The organism is Nonomuraea sp. NPDC048882 (assembly GCF_040649755.1).
Lineage (GTDB): Bacteria > Actinomycetota > Actinomycetes > Streptosporangiales > Streptosporangiaceae > Nonomuraea > Nonomuraea maheshkhaliensis.
The window spans coordinates 330,575-354,199 of the sequence record NZ_JBEZGB010000003.1 but is presented as its reverse complement, the minus strand read 5'-3'; the positions used below and the strand labels follow the sequence as shown (position 1 = coordinate 354,199).

The following is a 23,625-nucleotide window of genomic DNA, read 5'->3' as shown; positions in this document are numbered from 1 at the left end:
CGGCTCATCCTAGGTCCCGTTACAGGCCGATCGCCTTCGCCGCGTCCTCGTCGGCGACCACGGACTTCCCGTCCGACAGCTGGAGCGCGCCGGTCATGATGGCCACCACCTCGGCCATGCTGTGGTCGCGCGGGCTGAGCTCGGCGACCCTGCGGCCCAGCCGCTGGACGTGGACGCGGTCGGCGATCTCGAACACGTGCGGCATGTTGTGGCTGATCAGCACCACGGGGGTGCCCCGGTCGCGGACCTGCCGGATGAGGTCGAGCACCTGGCCCGACTCCTTGACACCGAGCGCCGCCGTGGGCTCGTCCATGACGACGACGTTCGTGGCCCACGCGACCGCCCTGGCCACGGCCACGCCCTGGCGCTGCCCGCCGGACAGCGACTCGACCGGCTGGGTGAGCGAGCGCAGTCCGATCTTGAGCTCGGCCATGTGCCGGGCCGACTCCTCCCGCATGCGCTTCTTGTCGAGCATGCGGAAGACCGTGCCGAGCAGGCCGGGTTTGCGCACCTCGCGGCCCAAGAACATGTTCGTCGCGATGTCGAGCGAGGCCGCGATGGCCAGGTCCTGGTAGACGGTCTCGATGCCGTGCCGGCGCGCGTCGAGGGGGTCGCGGAAGCGCACCGGCTCGCCGTCCAGCAGGATCTCGCCGGAGTCGGGCTGCAGCGCGCCGGTCAGCGCCTTGATCAGGCTGGTCTTGCCGGCGCCGTTGTCGCCGATGACCGCCAGCACCTCGCCGGGCATGAGGTCGAAGTCCGCGCCGTCGAGCGCGGTGACGTGGCCGTAGCGCTTGACCAGGCCACGTGCCTGGAGGACCGGCTTACGGGGGCTCGTCATCGGTTCCTCCTGCGGGAGAGCTGGTCGACGGTGACGGCGAGGATCACCAGGATGCCCGTGATGAGCGTCTGATAGATCGACGGTACGCCCATGAGCTGCAGCCCGTTGCGGAAGACGCCCACGATGAGCGCCCCGACGAGCGTCCCCAGAACCAGGCCCCGGCCGCCGAACAGGCTGGTGCCGCCGAGCACGACCGCGGTGATGCTGTCCAGGTTGTCGGTCTGGCCGGCCTGGGGGTCGCCGACGCCGGTGCGGCTGACCAGGAGGAGGGCGGCGATGCCGTAGACGAGGCCGGCCACCGTGTAGACGCCGACGGTCAGGCGGCCGGTCCTGATGCCGGTCAGGCGGGCCACCTCCGGGCTGTTGCCCAGCGCGTACACGTGCCGGCCCCACGCGGTGGAGCCGAGCAGGTACGCGAACAGCACGAACAGCAGGATCGTCAGCAGCGAGCCGTAGGTGACGTTCGTCTGGCCGACCTGGAACGTCTGCCCGAGCACCGTCAGCAGCGCGGGCAGCTCGGTCACCGTCTGCTCGTTGGAGTAGATGTGCGTCAGGGCGAAGACCACGTTCAGCATGCCCAGCGTCACGATGAACGGCGGCAGCGAGATCCGCGTCACCAGCAGCCCGTTGACCAGCCCGAACCCGGCGCAGACGGCGAGCCCGGCGGCCAGCGCGAGCACCGGCGGCAGTCCGGAGTCCACGGCCAGCTTGGTCATCACGATCCCGCCGAAGGCCATGATCGCGCCGCAGGCGAGGTCGATGCCCGCGGTCAGGATGATCAGGGTCTGCCCGATGGCCAGCGTGCCGACCACCATGACCTGCTGGATGATCAGCGAGAAGTTGGGCCCGGTGAAGAACTGGCCGCTGTTGACCCCGAAGAACAGGCAGGCCAGCACGAGCGCCACCAGCGGCCCGGCGACGGGGGTGGCGGCCAGGCGGCGCGGCAGCGTTGCTTGCGTCACTGCCATGCTCAGCCCCAGCAGTTGGCCAGGCCGAAGGCGGTGTCCTTGGCCTCGACGCCGGAGACGGCCTTGTCGGTGATGAGCGTGACGCCGGTGTCGGTGTAACCGCTGGCCTTCTGACCGCCCTTGGCGAACGAAGCCACGGCCTTGACGCCTTCCTCGGCCATCTTGAGCGGGTACTGCTGGCTGGTGGCGGCGATCTGGCCGGACTGCACGGCCTTGACGCCGGTGCAGCCGCCGTCCACGGAGACGACGAGCACGTCCTTGTCGCGGCCCTTGGCCTTCAGCGCGGTGTGCGCGCCGAGCGCGGCCGGCTCGTTGATGGTGTAGACGAGGTTGATGTCGGGGGCCTTCTGCAGGCAGTTCTCCATGGCGGTCTGGCCCTTGGCCTGGTCGCCGCGGGTGTCTTGAGAGCAGACGATCGACGGGTCGCCCTCCTGGACGCCGAATCCCTTGAGGAAGCCGTCGTGCCTGAGCTGGCCGACGGTGATGCCGGGGGCCAGGTCGAGGGTGGCGATCTTGGCGGGTTTGCCGGCCATGGCGGCCTTGGCGTACTGGCCGATGAGCTCGCCGGCCTTGAAGTTGTCGGTGGCGAACAGCGCGTCGGTGGCGTCCTGCGGCTCGGTGGGGGTGTCGAGGGCGATCACGAGCACGCCCGCGTCGCGCGCCTTCTTGATCGCCGGGACGATGGCCTTGGTGTCGCTCGGGGTGATGAGGATGCCCTTCACCCCGGCGGCGACCATGTTCTCGATCGCGGTGATCTGGCTGGCGTTGTCGCCGTCGAACTTGCCCGCGGCGCTCATCAGCTCCAGGCCGCCGTCCTGGGCGGCCTTCTGCGCGCCTTCCTTCATCTTGACGAAGAACGGGTTGGTCTCGGTCTTGGTGATCAGGCCGACCTTGGTGGCGGAGGCGCTCTGCGTGCCTCCTCCTCCGCCGCCGCCGCAGCCGGCGACGAGCAGCACGGTGACCAGAATTCCGGCAGGAAGCTTCGCGTTCATTGCGGTTCCTAACAGGGTGGATTCGATGTCATCGTTGACATATGTCATCGTTGACATCGGCTGTGTTGCGATGATGAGCTTCGATCCGGGAAACGTCAATGCCCTGGTGCCGTAACGAATCGGCAACAGGCGGCGAGAGGCAGGCCGCACCATGATCGCTGTCCTGGGCGAGTGCGTCGCCGACGCCTTCACCGACACCCCCACCGCCCCGTCATCGGACGGGTCACCGGACGGACCGGCGGGCGGGTCAGGGATCGGGGTGGCGACCGGGGCTGTCAGCGGGTCAGCGGCCGGGGCTGTCGGCGGGCCGGTGGGGATGGCGTTGCGGGTGCTGCCTGGTGGCGGGCCCGCCAACACGGCGGTGGCGCTGGCGCGGCTGGGCACCGCCGCCCGGTTCCTGGGCCGGATCTCCCACGACGTCTTCGGCGACCTGTTCCGGGCACACCTGACCTCCTCGGGCGTGGACCTGTCGGCGGCCGTCGCGGCCGGGGAGCTGAGCACGCTGGCGGTCGCCGCGCTCGACGCCGACGGCCACGCCGTCTACACCTTCTACGCCGACGGCACCGCCGACTGGGGCTGGACCCGCGGCGAGCTGGACGATGACCGTCTCGGCCCGGCCTCCTGCCTGCACACCGGCTCGCTCGCGCTGGTCAGGCGGCCGGGCGGGGAGGCGGTGGAGGAGTTCGCCCGCGCCGCGCGCGCCCGTGCCACGGTCTCGATCGACCCCAACGTCCGCCCCGGCTTCGCCACCAGGGACGACTACCGGGTGGAGCGCTGGTGCGCGTGGAGCGACATCCTCAAGCTCAGCACCGACGACGTCGACTTCCTGCTGCCCGGCGTGCCGTACGAGCGCGCCTGCGACACCTGGCACGCCGCCGGCGCCCGCCTCGTCGTCGTCACCAAGGGTGCGGACGGCGCCCTGGTGTCCCTGGACGGCGAGCGCGCCGAGGTGCCGGCGCCCCGGGTGCGGGTCGTGGACACGGTCGGGGCGGGGGACGCGTTCACCGCTGGGCTGCTGCACGACCTGGAGGGCAGGGGCTTACTGGGGGGCCGCCTCGACGCCCTCGACCTGGAGACCGCCGTGGCGGCGGCCACGTTCGCGGCTGAGGTGGCGGCACTGACGTGCTCGGTCCCCGGCGCCGACCCGCCCTGGCGCGCCCAGCTCACCGGACGCCGGTCGCCCGGCCCCACCCGGTAGCCGTTCCCCCGCGAACGACGCCGATCGCCCGTACCGGACGTCAGTCGCCTGGGACCGTGCGGTAGCCGTTCCAGACGAAACGGGCGGTCGTCACCGCGTCGTCGCCGTCGCCCGTGATGAGCTGGTGGATCGCGATGCCGTCCAGCTCCCGGTATTCGCACCACTCGTGGTCGGAGGTGAGCACCAGGTCCAGCCCCAGGTCCACGAGCAGGTCGAACACCTGCCCCCGGTTCGTCCTGTCCACCCCGACGAACACCTCGTCCAGCAGAATGAACCGCGGGCACCCTGGATCGGTCTGATAGTGCGCGGCCACGGCGGCGAACAGCGGCAGGTGCAGCGCGATCGCCTTCTCCCCGCCCGACAGCGCCCCGTGCAGCTTCCTGGTCAGCTCCTGCCAGCCCTGCCCGTCCCCTCGGTCGAGCCGGACCACGAACCGGTGCCAGGCCGTGTAGTCGAGCACCCTCATCAGCTGGTCCTCCCAGCTCGCCGAGGAGTCGTCGGCCCGCGCCTCCTCCACGCGGTCCATGAAGAAGACGTACAGGGCCTCCTTGTCGGCCTCGCTCAGTCCGGCGGGGTCGCGCAGCAGCAAGTCGCGGGCGGCACGGGTGCCGGGCGCCTGGGTGGGGTCCACCTGCCACACCAGCCGCACCGCGACCCGGGAGGCGGTGCGGACGCGTTCGAGACGCTGGTTCATGCTCTCGACCAGGGCGGTCGCCTGCCTGATCCGGTCGGCGAGGTGCCGCCGTGTGTCGCCGGCCAGCGTGCGGTCGAACAGGTCCCGCTCGGCCTCCGTGATGTCGGTGCGCCGCTCGTCGCGCTCCTCGCGCAGCGCCTGGCTGAGTGCGGTGGCGCCCGCCCGCACGCCGTTGACGGTGGCGGTGAGCACCTGCACGTCCTCGTCCGGCGCCAGCTCCAGGTCCGCGCGGCCGGCCAGGATCTCCCTGGCGTGGTGGAAGGCGTCCTGCAGCCGCGTCTCGGCCTCCCTGACATGCTTGTGCTCGTACGGGACCGCCGCCAGCTCCCCTGCCACGGCCCTGGCCGCCTCCAGCACGGCCCGCGTCCCGGCCTCCGGCGCCAGCTCGATCGTCACCCCGGCGTCGACCGGCAGGTGCCCGGCCGCCAGGCGGCGGAAGCGCCTGGACACCTCGTCGCGCGCCCGCCTGGCCTCGGCGTGCCGCTCCTCGGCGGTGCCGAGCTCACCCCTGAGCCGGCCGAGCTCGGCGTTCAGCTTCGCCAGGCCGTCGTTGATCGACTTGATCAGTCGGCGGCACGCCTGGTGAGCCCCTTGGGCCTCGCGCAGCCGTTCCAGGACGTGCGCGTGCGCGGGCCCGTCCTCGCGATCGATGCCCGGCTTGATCGCGGACTCGACGGCGGTCAGCCGCTCGGCCAGCACCATCGCGGCGGCGGCGGCCTCCTCGGCCCGTTCGACGGCCTGGACGGCGAGGCGCTCGTACTCGCCCGCCGTCGCCTCCGCCTGCTCGGCGCGTTCCCGGGCGGCGCGGGCGTCGGCGCGGCGGTCGTGCCAGACGGTGCCGGTCGTCTCGGCGGTGCGCAGCGCCTCCTCCAGGTTGTCCAGCGCGGGCGGCGCGGCGGGCAGGGCATGCCGGTCGGCCAGCTCGGTGAGGCGGCGCAGCGACCGGCCGACGTCCTGCTCGCGCTCGCGCAGGCGCTGCTCGCCGGCCCGCAGCCGGTCCTCCAGCAGCGCGACCTTGCGCACCGCGCCGTCGAGGTCATGGAGCGCGTCGGCGTACGGCGTCCTGTCGGGCCTGCGCCGCAGCTCGGCGACCAGCGTGTCGCGGTCGGCCTCGATGACGGCGAGCAGGTGGTCGCACTCGGCGATCCGACCGGCCAGCTCGCCGAGCCGGTCGTCGAGCTCGGCGACGCGGCGGCGCCTGGCGCGTTCGCGGGCGGTGGCGCCGATGTAGGAGGGCTCGGGTTTGACCCAGCGGCCCGCCGCCGGGCCCAGCCGCCAGGTGCCGTCGGCGCCGATGACGGCGGGGTGGTCGACGCCGATCGCGGTGGGCGCGAACGCGATCCCGGCCAGCACGGTGTCGGCGGACACCGGCGAGTCGGACTCGGTGAACAGCACGTGGGCCAGGCTGTAGCCGGGCGCGGGCCTGGACAGCGCGGCCACGGCGAACGCGTCGTGCTCGCCCGCGTCGAACCCGCCGTCGGGGCGCAACCACAGGTCGAGCAGCCCCGACGCCTCCAGCGCCGCCTCCAGCCCGGCCTGGGCGACCGGGTCGAGCCCGGACCTGAACGCGATGGCCCGCCACAGCGGGGTCCCCGGCCGTCCCGGCCTGGCGGCGGTGGCCCGCGCGTGCGGGGCGGGCGGTTCCAGTAGGGCCTGGTCGGTGAGGCTTTCGCGCTCCCTGGCCAGCTCGGCCCGCTCGGTGAGCAGCCCGGCGCGCCGGCTGGTGACGTGCTGCTCGCGGGTGGTCAGCTCGACGGCGGCCATCGTACGGGCGGTGCCGACCAGGTCGTCGGCCCGCTCGAAGTCGGCGGCCAGGCCGGCGAGCGTGCCGGGGTCGAGCTGGAGCTGCGCGCAGCCGCCCGCCCAGTCGGCCAGGGCGGCGGCCAGGTCGCTGGCGCGTTCCTCGCACCGGCGCCCGGCCCGTTCGTGCGCCTCCTGAGCGGCGGCCAGGTCGTCGCGGGCCTGGTCACGCTCGTGCTCGGCCTCGGTGCGGCGCCTGACGGCCTCGTCGTGCCGGACGGCGCCCGCCCTGACGTCCCTGATCTGCGCGGCCCGGCTGGTGACGGCGGCCCGCAACAACTCCCGCGCCCGCCGCACCACCTCATCACTGTCGGCCCCCCGGCCGGCAGTCACGCCACCGTCGGGCTCGGGGATGGGTCGTGGGGGGTCGCTCGTGTCGTCAAGCTGGGTGGGCTCGGCCGGGGGGCCTGCGGGGGCCTCGGCGGCGACCGCTCGTTCGCTCTCCTCGTGCACGCTCAGCAGGCTGGCGCGTTCGGCCGCGTGGCGGGCCTCCGCGCGGGCGCGATCCGCCAGGGCCGCGGCGGCGCGGGCGACGCCGGCGGCGCGGGCCGACAGGTCCTGCTTGGCGGTCACCGCTCGGGCCGCCTGGCCCGCCTGGTCGCGCAGCCCTGCGGCCAGGTCGTGGGCCGCGCGCGCCTCGGTGCGCAGCCGGTGCAGGTCGCCGCCCGTCCGGTACGCCTCGCTCTCCTTGAGCCCGTCGATCTGCGCGGCCAGGGCCAGCTCCTGGGCCTCCTCCTCCCCCAGCCGCATCGACGTGGCGTCGAGCTCCCGTTCGGCCTCCTTGAGCCCGTCGCGCCTGGCCTTGACCTCGGCGGCGAGCGTCTCCAGCGTGTGGCCGGCCGAGGTGACGGCGTGGGCGGCGGCCCGCAGGACGCGCTGGGCGTAGCCGCGCTGCCGGACGGCCAGCCGGTCGGCCTCCTCCACATCGCGGTCGAGCAGCCGCAGCTCCTCGCGCCGCCGGTCGAGCCGTTCGAAGCCTTCGGCGATCTCGTGGATCTCGCCCTCGCCCAGCGGTGGCAGCGCGCTGGACAGCAGCTCCGACAGCAGCCCAGGGTCGAGCCGCTCGGACAGCTTGGGGGTGCGGAGCTGGCGCAGTGCGGTGAGCAGGGAGTCGTAGCGCTGCTCGTTGAGCCCCGGGTAGAGCGTCTGGCGCACGGCGGTGCGGTAGGAGGCGGCCGATTCGTGGACCGTGCCACAGCCGTCGAGCTCGTCGGCGAGCTGCGCCTTGGTCAGCGGCTGGCCGGCCTCGCCGCTGAGGCTGACGCCGTCGGGGGTGCCGACGCGGGCTTCGGTGGTGAAGTAGGTGGCGGTGACGTTCTTGGTGTGGACGGTGGCCTGCAGCCGGGCGCCGCAGGTGAACCAGCGGCCGTCGGCGTGCCGGAACTCCAGCCACACGTAGCCCACCCGGGTGGCGCCGCCGGCGCCGTCGCCCATGAGGTTCCAGTGCATGGTGCGCTCGGTGCCGCCGAACGTGGACAGCCGGCTCGGCTTGAGGCTGGCGTCCAGCACGTACGGCAGCAGCAGCTCCAGCACCTTGGACTTGCCGCTGCCGTTCGGCCCGCGCAGCAGCAGCCGCCCCCGGTGGAACTCGAACACCTCGTCGTAGTAGCGCCACACGTTGAGGATCCCGGCGCGTACGGGAGTCCAGCGGGCGTCCATCCCGTGCGCGGGGCGCGACGGGGTGAGCTCGGTGACCGTCAAACTTCCTCCTGTACGTGCGAGGCCCGCAGCCCGAGGCCTGGGTGCTGCGGACGGTTGCGGTAACGGGCGGCGGCGGGCAGGGCGGCGATCCGGCCCCCGGCACGGCGGGCCAGCCCGAACGACGTGAGCACCTCAAGCGCGTCGGCGGCCAGCCGCGGCCCGCCCCCGTCGGACTGGTACGCCTTGGCCCACTGGGGGAAGCGGCGCAGCAGCCCGGCCGCCTCGGCGTCGAGCCTGGCGTCGGTGACAGGACCGGAGGTGACGAGCAGGTCGAGCATGAGCAGGGCGGCCACCTTGGCGTGGCTGCCGTCGTCGGGGAAGCGGGTGTCGGTGGCGATGCCGTCGGGGTCGATGAGCAGGAAACCCTCGGCCCGCTCCTCCAGCACGAACCCGGCCTCTCCCGCGGCGCGGCGCAGCAACCGGCGGCCGGTAAGGGAGTCGGCGTAGGCGGCCTGGTCGGGGGTGAGCTCGTCGCGGTGGACGACGGGCTCGTCCAGCAGGCGGCGGATGAGCGAGTGGCGGGCCCAGAGGGTGCGCTGCGTCGTGGTCGGCTCGTCGCCGCCGTAACGCGCCTCGAACGTCAGCCCCGCGAGCACCGGTGACCCCTCCCCCACCAGATCCTTCGACACCGCGCCCTCCCTCATCGGGGCGGCGCCCGCGGCCGGATGCCCGCCGGACGGCGCGGTGCCGGCGTGCGCGTCCGGCGCGGCCGGATGCCCGCCCAGCTCGGCGGCCACGCGGGACGGCGGGACCGGGGCGGCCAGCAGCCGGATCACGCGGGTGGTGTCCACCCGGTAGAGCACCTTGGCGTCCTCGTCGTCCAGGTAGGCGTCGGTGGCGCCGTCCATGGCGGTGAGCGCCCCGTAGTGCTCAAGCAGCTTGAGCGCGTCCACGAACGCGGCCCGCTCCTCGCTCCTGACCGGGTCGAACGCGGGCACCCCTTCCTCCACGGCGGCCGCCTGCACGACCCGCTGGGCCAGCATCCCGATCGTGGTGACCGGCGAGGTGAGCAGCTCGGCCGCGCACAGGCAGAGCAGCGTGTAGCGGCGGCGGTCGAACGGCGCCCTCGTGGTACGGCGGCGGCGCGCGGGCCGGGTGGCGCCGGGCTCGGTCTTGACCTTGACCAGGCGGGCGTACCCCTGGCGCGGCTCCACGACCAGCCGCCAGCCGCAGAAGTAGTCGAACCACTGGATCAGGGGCCGGCGCCGCTTCCTGATGAGGTCGAACGCGGCCGGGTCGTCGTGCCGGGACACCAGGGGGCGGCCGAGCAGGGTCCTGATCGCGCGGGCGATCTCCTCCTTCTCGGCCCGGACGAGCTGGTTGGCCAGGCTGCTCATTCGCCCGCCGCCCGCCCGCGCAGCCCGGCCCCGCCGCGGAGCTCACCACGGAGATCGCGGGCCTCGCCCAGGGCGCGTACGTCGATGAGGTAGTCGGGTCCCCTGAACCAGCCCTCGGGCGTGCGCAACACCGCCACCGCGCCGTCGTCGGGAGCCCGCAGCACGATCTCCACCCTTCCGTCGGAGGTGACGGCCCGCCGGAAGCCGGTGGAGTCGGGCCGCTCGGCCAGGGCCCGGCCGAGCAGGTCGAGCAGCCGGCCGAACGTGTCGTGGTCGAGGTCGCCCATCCGCGACAGCCGCATCGCGCCGGTGGTGACCAACGCCGCCCAGGCGGCCTCCAGCTCGGCCCGCTCCCGCCCGGCCCGCGCCCTGCGCTGGGCCCGCAACGCCGCCACGTCGCGCACCCGGCCGGTCCGGCCCATCCGCTCGGTACGGCCGCGCGAACGCAGCAGCGCCGACACCTCCACCGGCTCGGCCAGCGCCCAGGGCACCCCGGCCGGGATCAGCTCGGCGTCGGCGTGCCCGAGGTGGGCGTGGCGGGCCGAGCCGAGCCCGAAGGCCGCCTCCCACAGCCGGTGCGCGTCCTGCTCGCCGGGCGCGGCGGCGAACCAGCGGGCCAGCGTACGGAAGTCGGCGGCGGCGCTGGAGGAGCGGCGGCGCGAGTCGGTGATCCGGTCGAGCACCTGGAGCAGCGAGACGATGGCCCGCCGCGCCACGTCGTGCAGCTGCCGCACGCGCGGCCGCGGGTCGGCGGCCCCCTCCTCGGGGGCGAACCACTGCCGCAGCCCCTCCCACTTGGCCTGCCTGGCCACCAGCCACGGGCCCGCGTGGTCGGCGCCGGGCACGGCGGGCAGGTCGGCGCCGTCGAGCGCGCGGGCGTGCAGCACGGCGACCCCATTGCCGGAACCGGGGCCGGCCCCATGTCCGGCCCCGTGTCCGGCCCCGTGTCCGGCCCCGTGACTGGCCCCGTGACCGGCCCCGTGACCGGCCACCGCCCGCACGCCGGCCGCGACGGCGTCGCCGCGCTGCTCCAGGTTGGTCACGAACTCCTGGAGGTAGGCCACCGTGGCCGCCTTGACCTCGTGGAACGTGCCAATGTCCGCGCCTTCGACGCGCAGCAGGCGTTGCAGCTCGCCGTTGAAGCGCTGGGTGTTGCCGCGCAGCCCGTCGAGGTGGCACTCCAGCTCCTGGAGCGCGGTGAAGATGCGCCGGTTGCGCCCGGGGTCGGGGTCGCGGAGCAGGCCGTCCAGCTCGCGCAGCCGGTCGGCGATGGCGTCGAGCACGGCCGTCTGCAGCGCGCCGGCCGACTCCAGCGCGGCCATGGCGTGCCGTACGCCCGCGACCGCCGCCTCGCCCCGCCTGGTCAGCGAGTAGTGCAGGTTCCTGCGCTCGTACTCCTCGGCGGTGGCGAAGCTGCCGGCGTGGTTGAAGATCACGTCGAGCAGGCCCCAGCCGGCGAGCTGTTTGAGCGTGGCGGCCAGCTCCTGCTCGCGTACGGGGGCGTACCAGCCCGTCTCGCGCAGCCGTTCGCGGACCTGCTCGACCGTCAGGGCCGTTTCGAGCCGTTCGCCGGCCTCGCCGAAGGCGTGCAGGACCGCCGTGTGCAGGTCGGCCCGCTCGGTGGTGGTGAACCGGAACATCTCCGGCGGCACCCGTGGCGGCTCCGCCATCGCCCCGCTCCCCTCGCCGCACGATTGTCCGGACGCCACCGTAGCGGGAGAGACCGGCGGCGGGACCGCTGTTTGCGAGCAGATCACGGGCGTTCGGCGCACGCATGGGAACGCCAGGGGGCGGTATGGCCGGGTTCGGGATAGCGCGCGTGATCCCGGTCGGCCAGGACGGCCCCTGGCGTCACGGCCGGAGTCCGGAGGGGGCTTGTCGCTTCGTCCCACGACGAGGTAACGTGCGGTTTTGTCCACAGTTATCGATAACAGCGCGGAGAGTAGCCGGACGGTGGCGGAGACGAAGGCGACGATCTACACGGTCGCGCGGGCGGTCGGGGTGAGCGCCCAGACGGTGTCGCGGGTCCTCAACGGGACCGGCCAGGTCAGCGAGAAGACCAGGGCCGCCGTGCTGGCCGCGATCGAGGCGCAGGGCTACCGGCCCAACGCGGTCGGCAGGAGCCTGCGCGCGTCCCGTACGCCGATGGTCGGGGTGCTGGTGGCCGACATCGGCAACCCCTTCTACGCTCGGTTGCACCGCGCCATCGAGCGCCGGCTGTCCGGCAGCGGCTACTCGCTGATGCTGATGAACTGCGACGACGACGCCCGCATCGAGCGCCGCCAGCTGGAGCTGCTGCGCTCGTACCGGCCGACGGGGCTGGTCATCGTCCCGTCGGTGGGCAGTTCGCTGAGCGCGGCCGACCTGCCGGCGTTCGGGCACGTGGTGAGCGTCAGCCGGGTGCTGGAGGGCCTGCCCGTGCCCGCCGTCGTCACCGACGAGCGGGAGTCCGTCGGGGCGGCGGCGGAGGAGCTGATCTCGTACGGGCACACGGAGATCGCCCTGATCGCCGGCCCGCAGAAGGCGTCCACCACCCGGGCCCGCGAGGAGGGCTTCCGCGCGGCCCTGGCGCGGCACCCCGGGCGGCGCGGGATCGTCCGGCACACCGACGGGACCCGGGCGGGCGCGCAGGCCGCGGCCGCCGAGCTGCTGAGCACGCGGCCCGGCCCGACCGCAACGGGCCCGACCGCGATGATCGGGTTCAACGCGCTGGTCACGGAGGGGATCGTCAGCGCGATCATGGCGGCCGGCCTGCGCTGCCCCGAGGACGTCTCGGTGATCGGGTTCACCGACGCCGGCTGGATGACACTGCACCGCCCGCCCATCTCCGTGATCGACCAGCCCGTGGAGGAAATGGGCGCCCTGGCCGGGCGGCTCCTGCTCGACCTGGCCGCGGGCGAGAGCGTCGCCCCGGGCCCGCGGGTGGTGCCGAGCACGCTGGTCCGGCGCGGCTCCGTCGCCGCGCCCACCGCGACGGGTGCCGCGCCGGACACGGAGGGCAGCGCGCCGTCCACACAAGTCGCCGTGTCGGCCGCGAAGGAGGAGGGGTCATGAAGATCGTCGGGGTGGAGACGCACGTCGTCACCGAGCGGCTGCGCACGCCGTTCGGCATGTCCCAGTGGCACTGGGAGACGCGCTCCAGCTGCCTCGTCGAGATCGTGACCGACGAGGGCGTCACCGGGTGGGGCGAGTGCTTCGGCCCGGCCGAGGGGAGCCGGGCGCTGATCGAGACGGTGTTCGCCCCGCTCCTGCTCGGGGCGGACGCGTTCGAGCACGTGGCCCTGTGGGAGTCGATGTACAACCGCAGCCGCGAGTGGGGCCGCGCGGGGGTGCCGATCGCCGCGATCTCGGGCATCGAGATCGCCCTGTGGGACGCCGTCGGCAAGGCTCTGGGCCAGCCGGTGCACCGGCTGCTCGGCGGGCGTGCGCCGGCCTCGTTCGACGCGTACGCCTCCGCGTTCTACTACGACGGCGAGTGGGCCGGCGACCTGGAGGCGGAGGCGCGCCACCTCCTCGATCAGGGGTACCGGCACGTCAAGATGAAGGTCGGCGCCGACCTGCGCTCCGACGTCGAGCGCGTGCACCGCGTCCGCGCGGCGCTCGGCCCCGAGACACAGCTGGCCGCCGACGCCAACCGCGGCTACACGACGGCGGAGGCGCTGACGTTCGCCCGCGAGACCGAGTCCGACGGGCTGTGGTTCTTCGAGGAGCCGGTCATCCCCGAGGACCTGGCCGGCTACCGCGAGCTGCGGGCGGCCACGGCGGTGCCCATCGCGGGCGGCGAGTCGGCGTACACGCGGTGGGGGTTCGCCGAGCTGATCGAGTCGCGGGCGGTGGACCTGCTCCAGCCCGACGCCACGGCCTGCGGCGGGCTGCGCGAGACGCTGCTGATCGCCGGCATGGCGAGCGTCCACGGCATCCCGACGCTGCCGCACGTGTGGGGGTCGGCGATCACGGTGGCGGCCGGGCTGCACCTGGCCACCGCGCTGCCGGTGGTGACCCCTTCGCTCGGGCGCACGCCGCCGGTCATCGAGCTCGACCAGGCGCCCAACTCGTTCCGCCAGACCCTGTCGGACCTGGAGATCGGGCCGGTGATGTCCGTGCCTCAAGGTCCTGGGCTCGGCATCGAGATCGACCGTTCGGTGATCGAGGCGTATCGGGCCTGACCACCACCACAGTTCCAGCACTAAGGAAGACCCCGTGCCATCGGATCAGCGTTCCACCCCGCACCCCCTCCCCTCCACCGCCCCCTCGCTTCCGCACAAGTGGCTGCGCATCAGCGGCCTGCTGCTCGTCGGCCTGTTCGTCGCCTACCTCGACCGCTCGAACCTGTCGATCGGGATCAAGAACATCAGCACCGACCTCGGCTTCGCCAGCGACGGCTTCGCCGCCACGTCGAGCCTGGCGCTGACCGCGTTCCTGGTCGGATATCTGATCTCGAACTTCCTCGGCGGCTTCCTCACCGCCCGCGTGGACGCCAAGTGGATCCTGCTCGTCACGGTCGCGGGCTACTCGGTGTGCACGCTGCTCATCGGGTTCACCGACTCCGTGGGGGTGCTCGTCGCGCTGCGCGTGGGAGTGGGTATCTTCGAGGGGGTCTACTGGCCGCAGCAGTTCAGGATGGCCAAGGCCTGGTTCGACGAGCGGGAGATGACCAGGGCCAGCGCCATGATCCAGTACTACGGGCAGTATCTCGCGCTGGCGCTCGGGTTCTTCCTGCTGACCCCGATCGAGGCGTCGTTCGGCTGGCGGCCGATGTTCTGGGCGCTCGGCGCGATCGGCCTCCTCGTGATCCTGCCGCTCTACGCCCGTTTCCTGCCGACGGCGCCGGGCACCACGATCCGGGCCACCCCGGAGGAGGGCGCGCGCAAGAAGCTCACGTTCGCGTCCTTCGGCGGCGGGCGGTTCTTGCTGCTCGTCTTCAGCTACTTCGCCAACGGCATGCTGTTCTGGGGCATCACGCTGTACATCCCGCTGATCGTGCCGACGTTCGGGTTCGCGCCGAGCGTCAACGGGCTGCTGTCGGCGGCGCCGTACCTGGTCTCGCTGCTGCTCACGGTGCCGATGATGATCCTCGGCGACCGTTCGGGTCGGCGCGGGCCCATCGCGATCTCCGGCCTCGTGGTGGGAGGCGTGCTGCTGGCGTGCGTGGCGCTGACCGGGTCACCGGTGGCGCAGTTCTCGCTGATCTGCCTCGGGCTGGGCTATTTCACCGCCGCGTACACGCCGAACATCTGGGCGATCGCGGTGACCGACCTGCCCGCGCACGTAGTGGGCCCGGCCACGGGCATCATCAACGGCTTCGGGGCCGGCGGGGGCGGCGTCGTGGCGGGCGCCCTGGTGGGCGCGCTGCTGGCGGCCACGGGGACGTACACGCTGGGGCTGTCGATCCTGGGGCTGGTCGCCATCCTGGGCGGGCTCTCACTGTTCCTCTATACGAGGATGCGCCCCGCGGTCCCCGAGGTCCCCGAGGTCACCGCCGCCTGATCACGGCGTGGGGAACGGGCCGCGCGGCGAGGGCGGGGAGCCGTCGGCGGACAGGCCGTTGGTGACCCGCAGGAACTCCAGCTTCTCCGCGTCGGCCGAGTTCGCCGCCACCGTGTAGACGACGAGCCTGACCTCGCAGCCGGGCACGGTGAGCACGTCGCAGTCGCACGTCACCTCGCCGACCTGGGGATGCACGATGACCTTGCGGGCGGAGACGTGCCGGCCGACCGCGCCCTCGTCCCACAGCCGGGAGAACTCCGCGCTGGTGGCGCGCAGTTCGGCGACGAGGCCGCTCAGGCCGCGGTCGGCCGGGTGGTCGACGATCGCGGTCCGCAGGTCGGCGACGAGGGCGGGGCCGAGCGCGTCGCCTTCGTTCAGGACTGGCCAGGCGGCAAGCCCGCGCGGCCCGGTGGCGAAGACCGCCCGCACCAGGTTCCGCTCGGCCGGTGACCGGGTGGCGGGGTCGCCGAGCAGCACTGCCCACGCGGGCGTCCAGGACAGCAGGGTCCAGTCGGCGGCGAAGACCCCGACGGGGAACTCGCCGAGGCGGGCCACCATCCGCTGCACCCCGGCGGGGACGTGCGTGGAGATCGTCCCGTCGCGCGGCGGGAGCAGGCCGGCCAGCCGGTAGGCGTGGTCGCGTTCGGCGGGCGCCAGTTGCAGCGCCCTGGCCAGGCTCGCGACGACCTGCTCCGACGGGCGCGTGGCGCGGCCCTGCTCCAGCCGTACCACGTAGTCGACGGACAGGCCCGCCAGCTCGGCCAGCTCTTCGCGGCGCAGCCCGGCCGCGCGCCGCCCGGCCCGCGCGATCCGCCCGACGTCGGCGGGAGAGAGCCGGTCGCGCCAGCGGCGCAGCGCCGTTCCGAGAGTCTCGTCCACGATTCCCATCCTGCCTCGCGCCCGGCCGTCCTGCCTGGTACTGGCCGACCCACCGTCGCGCGGGGCACTGGCCGGCCGTCCGGCACCGGCCGAGAGTGGACGCATGACCACGACGTTCATCACCGGAGCCAACAAGTCCCTCGGGTACGAGACCGCCCGCCGCCTGATCGAGGCCGGGCACACGGTCCTCGTCGGCGCCCGCGACCCCGAGCGCGGCCGGGCCGCCGCCGACGCGCTCGGCACCCGTTTCGTCCAGATCGATGTGACCGATGACACGTCGGTGGCCGCGGCCGCCGCCGACGTCGAGGCGCACGAGGGCCACATCGACGTCCTCGTCAACAACGCGGGCGTGCACGGGACGCACAAGCCCGCCGACCGGATCACCGCCGCCGACGCCAGGGAGGTGCTGGAGGTCAACGTGGTGGGAATCGTCCGGGTGACGCACGCGTTTCTGCCTCTGCTGCGCCGGTCGGCGAACCCGGTCATCGTCAACGTCTCCAGCGGCATGGGGTCGTTCGCGGCCACCCAGGACCCTTCCCGCCCCGAGTCGAAGGCGGTCGCGCCGCTCTACTCGCCGTCGAAGGCGGCCGTGACCATGCTGACGATGCAGTACGCCAAGGCGCTGCCCGAGGTGAAGGTGAACGCGGCCGACCCGGGCTACACCGCGACCGATTTCAACGCGCACGCGGGGCCGCAGACGGTGACCGAGGGCACGGACGCGATCGTCGAACTGGCCACCATCGGTGAGGACGGGCCGACCGGGGTCTTCCGTGACCGGAGGGGCCCGATGGCCTGGTGAGACCGGTCGGAATGAGGGCGGGGAGGCGCGATTTTTCTTTACTAAAATCGCTATCCCTTGCCCTGCCGCCGACCTGGGCAAATGCGCGCCCTAAACGATCTGACGGCACTTGCGGTGGATCTTTTCGGTTGCCTATAAAGGTCCTCGAATCATTTGCCTACCCATGTCTGAGTATGCGAATTCTAAGTAGAGTCATGACGCCCGCCGTCGCAGGTCTGCTCGCTGTAGCGGGCCCCGCCTGCCCGGTCAGGGCCGCGGAGTCCGGCGGGCTTGACGCTTACTACCGACAGCGACCGGCCTGGACCGCCTGCGGCAACGGTTACGAGTGCGCGGACATCACCGTCCCCCTCGACTACGCCAAGCCGGACGGCAAGAAGATCAAGGTCAGCCTGACCCGTCTTCCCGCCACCGGCAAGAGGATCGGCTCTCTCGTGCTGAACTTCGGCGGCCCGGGCGGCTCGGGCGTGGCAGCGCTGAAGGGCAGCGGGGCCACGGTCTCGGCGGCCGTGCGTGAGCGGTTCGACATCGTCAGCTTCGATCCCCGGGGCGTCGGCGGCTCCTCGCCGGTGCGCTGCCTGGACACCGTCCGGCAGGACACCTACCTCGCCCTCGACCCCACCCCGGACAACCGCACCGAGGCCAAGCGGGCCGACAAGTGGGACAAGGTGTTCGCGAAGTCCTGCCTGGCCCACTCGGGCAAGGCGCTGCTGTCCCACGTGGGCACCGTGGACGTGGCCAAGGACATGGACGTGCTGCGCTCCGCGCTGGGCGACGAGCGGCTCAACTACCTGGGCTTCTCCTACGGCACCTACCTCGGCTCGATCTACGCCGACCTGTTCCCGAAGCGCATCAGGACGATGGTGCTCGACGGCGCGGAGGACCCCTCGCAGCCCGCCGCGGACTTCTACGCGGACCAGGACCGCGGGTTCGACGTGGCGACGAAGTCGTTCCTGCGCAACTGCTTCAAGTCGAAGGACTGCCCGTTCCGCGTGCACACGGTCAAGGCGGCGATGAAGCAGCTCGACGAGCTGTACCAGCGCGCCGACGCCTCGCCGCTGCGCAACGACCACGACGGCAGGCAGGTCAACGAGGCCATCGTGCGCACCGCGGTGAACGCCGCCATGTACCAGTCCTCCAGCTGGCCGCTGCTGCGGCAGGCGCTGGCGAAGGCGTACGAGAGCGGCGACGGCACCAGGCTGCTGCTGCTGGCGGACGGCTACAACGGGCGCATGCCGGACGGCAGGTACGACAACAGCCTCGACGCCCTCATGGCCGTCAACTGTGTCGACCACCCCGAGGAGCCGTGCCCGTACTGGCCGGTCAAGGGCACCCGCTACCCGAAGAAGGTCAAGGCCGACGGCGCCCCGCCGATCGTGGTCGTGGGCACCACGCGTGACCCGGCGACGCCGTACAAGCTGGCCAAGGCGCTGGCGGGGCAGCTGTCGAAGGGCGTGCTGCTGACCAACGACGCCGACGGTCACACCGGCTACGCCACCGGCTCGGACTGCCTGGACGCCAAGGTGGACCGGTACCTGATCACGGCGGTGGCGCCGAAGCCGAGCACCTGCACGAGCACCAAGACCTGAGGGCCGCGCACACAAAACCGCGCGCACGACCGCGCACACAGAACGTCACCAGTCCCACCCCTCGGTGTGGGACTGGTGACGTTCGGGTCAATCCCGGCCGCGCCTGCGTGGCCGCGGTGGCGCGGAGGGGCAGATTGGGCGGATGTAACCGGAGATTCCCGCCCGAGAGCCCGAGGAGCCCGTGGGTCCCCTGCAGCCTGTCGAGTCGCTGCTGATTCTGCACGCGGTCGCCGCGGTCTGTGCTCCCTGGCTGGTCCCACGCCTGGGCCGGGCCGTTTCCTTCGCGCTGCTGGCCCTGCCTCCTGCGGCCGGCTTCGTCTACGCGGGCTGGGCGGGATGGCGCGGGCTGCCCGCCCGCGAGAGCACCCCGTGGGCGCCGGTCATGGGCCTGGAGTTCTCCTTCCGCCTCGACCCCCTGGCGCTGCTGATGACGGCGCTGGTGACCGGGGTCGGCGTGCTCGTGCTCTGCTACAGCGCCCGTTACTTCCCCGAGGGCGACGAGGGGCTCGGCCGCTACGGCGGTGTGATGGTGGCCTTCGCCGGGTCGATGCTGGGCCTGGTCACCGCCGACAACCTGCTGCTGCTGTACGTGTTCTGGGAGCTGACCACGGTCTTCTCCTACCTGCTCATCGGGTCCGACCCGCAGAGCCGGGTGAGCAGGCAGGCCGCGATGAAGGCGCTCACGGTCACCACGCTCGGCGGGCTGGCGATGCTGGCCGGGTTCGTGCTGCTCGGGCAGGCGGCGGGAACGTACCGGATCTCGGAGATCGTGGCCAGTCCGCCCGGTCTCACGCCCGTCGCCGTGCTGCCGGTGCTGGTGGGCGCGCTGTCGAAGTCGGCGATCTTCCCGTTCAGCACGTGGCTGCCGGCCGCGATGGCCGCGCCCACGCCCGTGTCGGCGTACCTGCACGCGGCGGCCATGGTGAAGGCCGGGGTGTACCTGCTGGCCCGGCTGGGGCCCGCGTACGGCGACCTGGTGGTGTGGCGGGCGGTCGCGGTGCCGCTCGGCGCGGTGACGATGCTGCTGGGCGGCTGGCGGGCGCTGCGGGAGAACGACCTGAAGCGGCTGCTGGCCTACGGGACGGTCGGCCAGCTCGGCTTCCTGGTGCTGCTGTTCGGGGCGGGCACCAGGAGCGCGGCGCTGGCCGGCGTGGGGATGCTGCTGGCGCACGCCTTGTTCAAGGCGGCGCTGTTCCTGGTCGTGGGCATCGTGGACCGCGCGGCCGGCACCCGGGACCTGCGCGAGCTGAGCGGGGTCGGGCGGGCGATGCCGTGGGTGTGCGCGGCGGCGGTGCTGGCGGGCGCGTCGATGGCGGGGCTGCCGCCGCTGGCCGGGTTCGCCGGTAAGGAGGCGGCGCTGGAGGCACTGGTGGGCTCGCCGGCGCTGGTGGGCGTGGTGGCGGGCTCGGCGCTGACGGCGGCGTACACGCTGCGCTTCCTGTGGGGGGCGTTCGCCGGCAAGCCGGGCGTGCCGGCGCGTCAGGTGCGCCCGACGCCGGCGGCCATGTCCGCTCCCGCGGCGCTGCTGGCCGTGCTGGGGCTGGTGCTCGCGCCGCTGACCTCCTGGTACGGCGGCGCGATGTCCGGCTACACGAACACCTTTCGCGAAGCGGGTCATCACGCCCATCTCGTGCCGTGGAGCGGCTTCACACCCGCGCTGCTGCTGTCGGCGCTGGCGCTGGCGGCCGGGCTGCTGCTCTTCCTGACCAGGGCCCCGGTGGCGCGGGCGGGGGCGGCGCTGCACGTGGCCGACTCCGGCCAGCTCTTCTGGCTGGCCGTCCGCCGGCTGGACCGGTTCGCCATCCAGCTCACCGGTTTCATCCAGCGCGGATCCGTGCCCGACTACCTGATGCTGACGCTGCTGGCGGGGGTCGGGGTGGGGCTGTTCTCGGTCGTGTACGGCGGCGCGCCCCACGTGGACGTCCCGATCCTGCTCTGGCAGCGGCCCGAGCAGCCCGTCGTGGTGACGCTGCTGGCCGCCGCCGCCGTGCTGGCGCTGTTCTCCCGCGCGTACGTGCTCCTCGCCCTCGTCGTCGGCCTCACCGGCTACGGCACCGCCCTGCTGTTCCTCGCCCACGGCTCGCCCGACCTGGCGCTGACCCAGTTCCTGGCCGAGACGCTGAGCCTGGTGGTGTTCGCCCTGGTGCTGCGGCGGCTGCCGATCCAGCCGGTCAGGGGACGGGTGCCGGTCGCGGTCAGGCTGGCGCTGGGCCTGGCGGCGGGCGTGGTGGCCGCGGGCGGCGGCATGGTGGCCATGGCGGCGCGCGGCACCGAGCCGGTCGGGGCGCTGATGGAGGAGGCGGCGGAGCGGTCCGGCGCGCGCAACGTGGTCAGCGCCATCATCCTCGACATCCGGGCGTGGGACACGCTGGGCGAGAGCGCGGTGATCATCGTGCTGACGCTGGGCGTGACCAGCATGGTGTTCCTGCGGCGCAGGTCGTACAGCATCGAGCGGGGCGGGGCCGGGCACCGCGCGGAGGAGCGCCCGCACTGGCTGGCGGCCACGCTGCCGCGCGGGCAGGCGGCGCTGGCGCTTGAGGTGGTGGCCAGGCTGACGTTCCACACCGTGCTCACGCTCTCGGGGTTCCTGCTGTTCATCGGGCACAGCGGCGTCGGCGGGGGGTTCGCGGGCGGCATCGTGGCCGGGCTGGCGATCACCGTGCGCTACCTGGCGGGCGGCAGGAACGAGCTGGCCACGTCCGTGCCCGTGCACGCGGGCGAGCTGATGGGGGCCGGGCTGACGCTGTCGGCGGGCACGGCGCTGATCGGGCTGCTGTTCGGCAGGGCGGCGCTGGAGATGCTGGCCACGGACGTGAGCGTGCCGCTGCTGGGGCACGTGCACCTGTCCACGGGCCTGCTGTTCGACCTCGGCGTGTACGTCTCCGTCATCGGCATGGTCCAGGACGTCCTGCGTGGCCTGGGCGCGGAGCTGGACCGGCAGATCGACGCGGAGGAGACCCCGTGAACAGCGTCTCCCTGCTGCCCTTCGCCGCCTGCTGCATCATGATCACCGTCGGGGTGACGCTGCTGCTGGAACGGAGCCTGGTCCGCGTCCTGGCCGGCGTCATCGTGCTGGGCAACGGGGTGAACCTGCTCATCGTGACCGCGGGCGGCGACGCGGGCGGCCCGCCCTTCGTCGGCCGGTCCGGCATGGCCGACCCGCTGCCGCAGGCCATGGTGCTCACCGCCATCGTGATCACGCTGGGCGTGACCGCGTTCCTGCTGGCCATGGTGCACCGCTCGTGGCAGCTCACCGGCAGCGACGAGGTCCAGGACGACACCGAGGACCGCCGGGTGCGGCTGCGTTCCCGGCGCGGCGAGCTGGGCGACGCCGTCCGCGCCAAGCGCGACGCCTACCGGCGGCTGGTCGTCGAGCAGCGGGCCGAGCTGGCGAACCTGGAGGCCGAGCAGGCCGAGCGGGAGCGGCTGGAGGAGGCCGACCTGGAGCAGCGCATCTCCCGGGTGCACAGCGAGCTCGAACAGTGGGCCAGGCGGCTGCGCGAGCAGGGCCTGCCGGAGGAGGAGCTGCAGCTGCGCCTGGAGGAGGCCGGGCTGCGCGACGACACGGGCGCCATGTCGAACCTGGAACGCATCGAGCAACTGCGCGAGGAGTACGAGCGCAGGCGGGCCGGGCAGGCCGCCGGCGAGAAGGAGATGCTCAAACAGCTCAAGGCGCGCCAGAAGGAGGCGCGTAAGCAGATGCGGCAGGCCATCAGGGAGGAGCGGGAGCGGCAGGCGCTCGCGCAGGACCCCGAACTGGAGGGCGACGACTGACCCATGGACGGTCCCGTGCCCCTTTCCAGCCTCGTCTGCGTGCCCGTGCTGCTGCCGCTGCTGGCGGCCGGGGTGAAGCTGGCGATCGGCGGGCGGCTGCGCCGGCTGCAGTCGCTCATCAGCCTCGTCACGCTCGGCCTCTCGCTCGCCGTCTCGGTGGTGCTGCTGGTCGCGGCCGACACGAGCGGGCCACTGGTGACCGAGCTGGGCGGCTGGGCGGCCCCGGTCGGGATCTGCCTGGTCGCCGACCGGCTCTCCACGCTGGTGCTGGTGGTGTCGTCGGCGGTGACGCTGTGCGTGATGGCGTACTCGGTGGCCAACTCCTACGACGAGCAGGAGCACGACGCGCCGATGGCGATCTTCCATCCGGCGTTCCTGGTGATGGTGGCGGGGGTGGCGGACGCGTTCCTGTCGGGGGACCTGTTCAACCTGTTCGTGGCGTTCGAGCTGCTGCTGAGCGGTTCGTACGTGCTGCTCACCTTCGGCGGCACCGAGGCCAGGATCCGGGCGGGGGCGACGTACACGCTGATGGCGCTGGCCTCGTCGATGTTGTTCCTGATCGCGCTGGCCATCACCTACGGCGCCACAGGGACGCTGTCGATGGCGCAGCTGGCCGAGCGCTTCGCCACGCTGCCCGAGCAGGTGAAGCTGCTGGTGGAGCTGACGCTGCTGCTGGCGTTCGCGATCAAGGCGGCGATCTTCCCCATGTCGGCGTGGCTGCCCGACTCCTACCCGACCGCGCCCGCCCCGGCCACGGCCGTGTTCGCCGGGCTGCTCACCAAGGTCGGCGTCTACTCGATCATCCGGCTGGAGGCGCTGCTGTTCCCCGGCGGGCCGGTCTCGACGCTGCTGATGTGGGTGGCGCTGGCCACCATGCTGACCGGGGTGCTCGGCGCGGTGGCGCAGACCGACATGAAACGCATGCTCTCCTTCACGCTGGTCAGCCACATCGGGTACATGGTGTTCGGCGTCGGCCTGTCCACGGTGGCCGGGCTGGCCGGGGCCGTCTTCTACGTGGTGCACCACATCACCGTGCAGACGAGCCTGTTCCTGGTGGTGGGGATGGTCGAGCGGCGCACCGGCACCACGTCGGTGACCCGGCTGGGCGGGCTGATGCGGGCGGCGCCGCTGATCGCCGTGCTGTTCTTCGTCCCGGCCATGAACCTGTCGGGCATCCCGCCGATGTCGGGATTCCTGGGCAAGCTCATGCTGGTGCAGGCGGGGCTGGCCGAGGGAGGGTGGCTGCCGGTCACGCTGGTGGCGGCCGGCCTGGTGACGAGCCTGCTCACGCTGTACGCGGTCGCGAAGGTGTGGGGCAAGGCGTTCTGGCGCGGCCCGAGGGCCGACCGCATGGGCCGGGTCGTGGAGAGCGAGGAGCGTACCGGCGAGGACCCGGTCGTGACCACGACCGCGCTGCCCGCCGCGCTGCCGCTGTCGGTGGCGGCGCTGGTCACGCTGGGGTTGTCGTTCACGGTGCTGGCCGGGCCGCTGTCGGCGCTGGCGCAGCGGGCGGCGGCGGAGCTGATGGCGCGTGAGCCGTACATCTCGGCGGTTCTGGGGAGGCATCCGTGA

16 protein-coding genes are annotated in these 23,625 nt (G+C 73.0%); 9 read left to right on the top strand and 7 right to left on the bottom strand.

The window, feature by feature from the left end; genetic code table 11:
- Nucleotides 1-19 precede the first annotated feature (19 nt).
- Genes AB0C27_RS11690 through AB0C27_RS11680 form a run of 3 tightly spaced genes read right to left on the bottom strand, consistent with a single transcriptional unit; the run spans nucleotide 20 to nucleotide 2,798 of the window.
- Nucleotides 20-838: an ATP-binding cassette domain-containing protein gene (locus AB0C27_RS11690; protein WP_357841552.1), complete on the bottom strand. Its 819-nt coding sequence runs from the start codon at nucleotides 836-838 to the stop codon at nucleotides 20-22.
- A complete protein-coding gene (locus tag AB0C27_RS11685; protein ID WP_357841548.1) occupies nucleotides 835-1,806 on the bottom strand; it encodes an ABC transporter permease in 972 nt (323 codons plus the stop codon). Before AB0C27_RS11685 ends, AB0C27_RS11690 begins: the two co-directional genes overlap by 4 nt.
- A gap of 2 nt (nucleotides 1,807-1,808) precedes the next feature.
- On the bottom strand, nucleotides 1,809-2,798 hold the full coding sequence (locus AB0C27_RS11680; protein ID WP_357841545.1) for a sugar ABC transporter substrate-binding protein: 990 nt from the start codon (nucleotides 2,796-2,798) through the stop codon (nucleotides 1,809-1,811).
- A gap of 151 nt (nucleotides 2,799-2,949) precedes the next feature.
- Here AB0C27_RS11680 and AB0C27_RS11675 point away from each other — a divergent pair, with 151 nt between their 5' ends.
- A complete protein-coding gene (locus AB0C27_RS11675) occupies nucleotides 2,950-3,996 on the top strand; it encodes a carbohydrate kinase (RefSeq protein ID WP_357841543.1) in 1,047 nt (348 codons plus the stop codon).
- A 40-nt stretch (nucleotides 3,997-4,036) separates the two neighbouring features.
- Here the strand turns inward: AB0C27_RS11675 and AB0C27_RS11670 are convergent, their stop codons facing one another.
- From AB0C27_RS11670 to AB0C27_RS11660, 3 genes are read right to left on the bottom strand one after another with little or no spacing between them, the layout of a single operon-like run.
- Complete coding sequence (locus AB0C27_RS11670) at nucleotides 4,037-8,191, bottom strand: TIGR02680 family protein (protein WP_357841540.1); 4,155 nt, start codon at nucleotides 8,189-8,191, stop codon at nucleotides 4,037-4,039.
- Nucleotides 8,188-9,528, bottom strand: a complete 1,341-nt coding sequence (locus AB0C27_RS11665; RefSeq protein WP_357841537.1) for a TIGR02678 family protein — start codon at nucleotides 9,526-9,528, stop codon at nucleotides 8,188-8,190. The genes AB0C27_RS11670 and AB0C27_RS11665 overlap by 4 nt, the downstream gene beginning before the upstream one ends.
- Nucleotides 9,525-11,198, bottom strand: a complete 1,674-nt coding sequence (locus AB0C27_RS11660; RefSeq protein WP_357841534.1) for a TIGR02677 family protein — start codon at nucleotides 11,196-11,198, stop codon at nucleotides 9,525-9,527. The genes AB0C27_RS11665 and AB0C27_RS11660 overlap by 4 nt, the downstream gene beginning before the upstream one ends.
- 283 nt (nucleotides 11,199-11,481) lie before the next feature.
- On the opposite strand from AB0C27_RS11660, the gene AB0C27_RS11655 reads away from it, so the two are divergent.
- Genes AB0C27_RS11655 through AB0C27_RS11645 form a run of 3 tightly spaced genes read left to right on the top strand, consistent with a single transcriptional unit; the run spans nucleotide 11,482 to nucleotide 15,015 of the window.
- Nucleotides 11,482-12,582, top strand: coding sequence for a LacI family DNA-binding transcriptional regulator (locus tag AB0C27_RS11655; protein WP_357841531.1), 1,101 nt, complete (start codon nucleotides 11,482-11,484; stop codon nucleotides 12,580-12,582).
- Nucleotides 12,579-13,694, top strand: a complete 1,116-nt coding sequence (locus AB0C27_RS11650; RefSeq protein ID WP_357841529.1) for a mandelate racemase/muconate lactonizing enzyme family protein — start codon at nucleotides 12,579-12,581, stop codon at nucleotides 13,692-13,694. The genes AB0C27_RS11655 and AB0C27_RS11650 overlap by 4 nt, the downstream gene beginning before the upstream one ends.
- A gap of 34 nt (nucleotides 13,695-13,728) precedes the next feature.
- Nucleotides 13,729-15,015, top strand: a complete 1,287-nt coding sequence (locus AB0C27_RS11645; protein WP_357841526.1) for an MFS transporter — start codon at nucleotides 13,729-13,731, stop codon at nucleotides 15,013-15,015.
- Here the strand turns inward: AB0C27_RS11645 and AB0C27_RS11640 are convergent, their stop codons facing one another.
- Complete coding sequence (locus AB0C27_RS11640) at nucleotides 15,016-15,894, bottom strand: helix-turn-helix transcriptional regulator (RefSeq protein ID WP_357841523.1); 879 nt, start codon at nucleotides 15,892-15,894, stop codon at nucleotides 15,016-15,018. It lies immediately after the preceding gene.
- A 103-nt stretch (nucleotides 15,895-15,997) separates the two neighbouring features.
- Between AB0C27_RS11640 and AB0C27_RS11635 the strand changes: the two genes are divergently transcribed.
- The 5 genes from AB0C27_RS11635 to AB0C27_RS11615 all read left to right on the top strand — a co-directional run bounded on the left by AB0C27_RS11635 (nucleotide 15,998) and on the right by AB0C27_RS11615 (nucleotide 23,625).
- The gene (locus tag AB0C27_RS11635) at nucleotides 15,998-16,693 is read left to right on the top strand and encodes an SDR family NAD(P)-dependent oxidoreductase (RefSeq protein WP_357841520.1); all 696 of its coding nucleotides are present in this window, start codon (nucleotides 15,998-16,000) and stop codon (nucleotides 16,691-16,693) included.
- Between the two features lie 194 nt (nucleotides 16,694-16,887).
- Nucleotides 16,888-18,279, top strand: coding sequence for an alpha/beta hydrolase (locus tag AB0C27_RS11630; RefSeq protein ID WP_357841517.1), 1,392 nt, complete (start codon nucleotides 16,888-16,890; stop codon nucleotides 18,277-18,279).
- A 181-nt stretch (nucleotides 18,280-18,460) separates the two neighbouring features.
- On the top strand, nucleotides 18,461-21,244 hold the full coding sequence (locus AB0C27_RS11625) for a Na+/H+ antiporter subunit A (RefSeq protein ID WP_357841514.1): 2,784 nt from the start codon (nucleotides 18,461-18,463) through the stop codon (nucleotides 21,242-21,244).
- Nucleotides 21,241-22,053, top strand: coding sequence for a Na(+)/H(+) antiporter subunit C (locus tag AB0C27_RS11620; RefSeq protein ID WP_357841511.1), 813 nt, complete (start codon nucleotides 21,241-21,243; stop codon nucleotides 22,051-22,053). The genes AB0C27_RS11625 and AB0C27_RS11620 overlap by 4 nt, the downstream gene beginning before the upstream one ends.
- A gap of 15 nt (nucleotides 22,054-22,068) precedes the next feature.
- Nucleotides 22,069-23,625: a Na+/H+ antiporter subunit D gene (locus AB0C27_RS11615; protein WP_357841509.1), complete on the top strand. Its 1,557-nt coding sequence runs from the start codon at nucleotides 22,069-22,071 to the stop codon at nucleotides 23,623-23,625.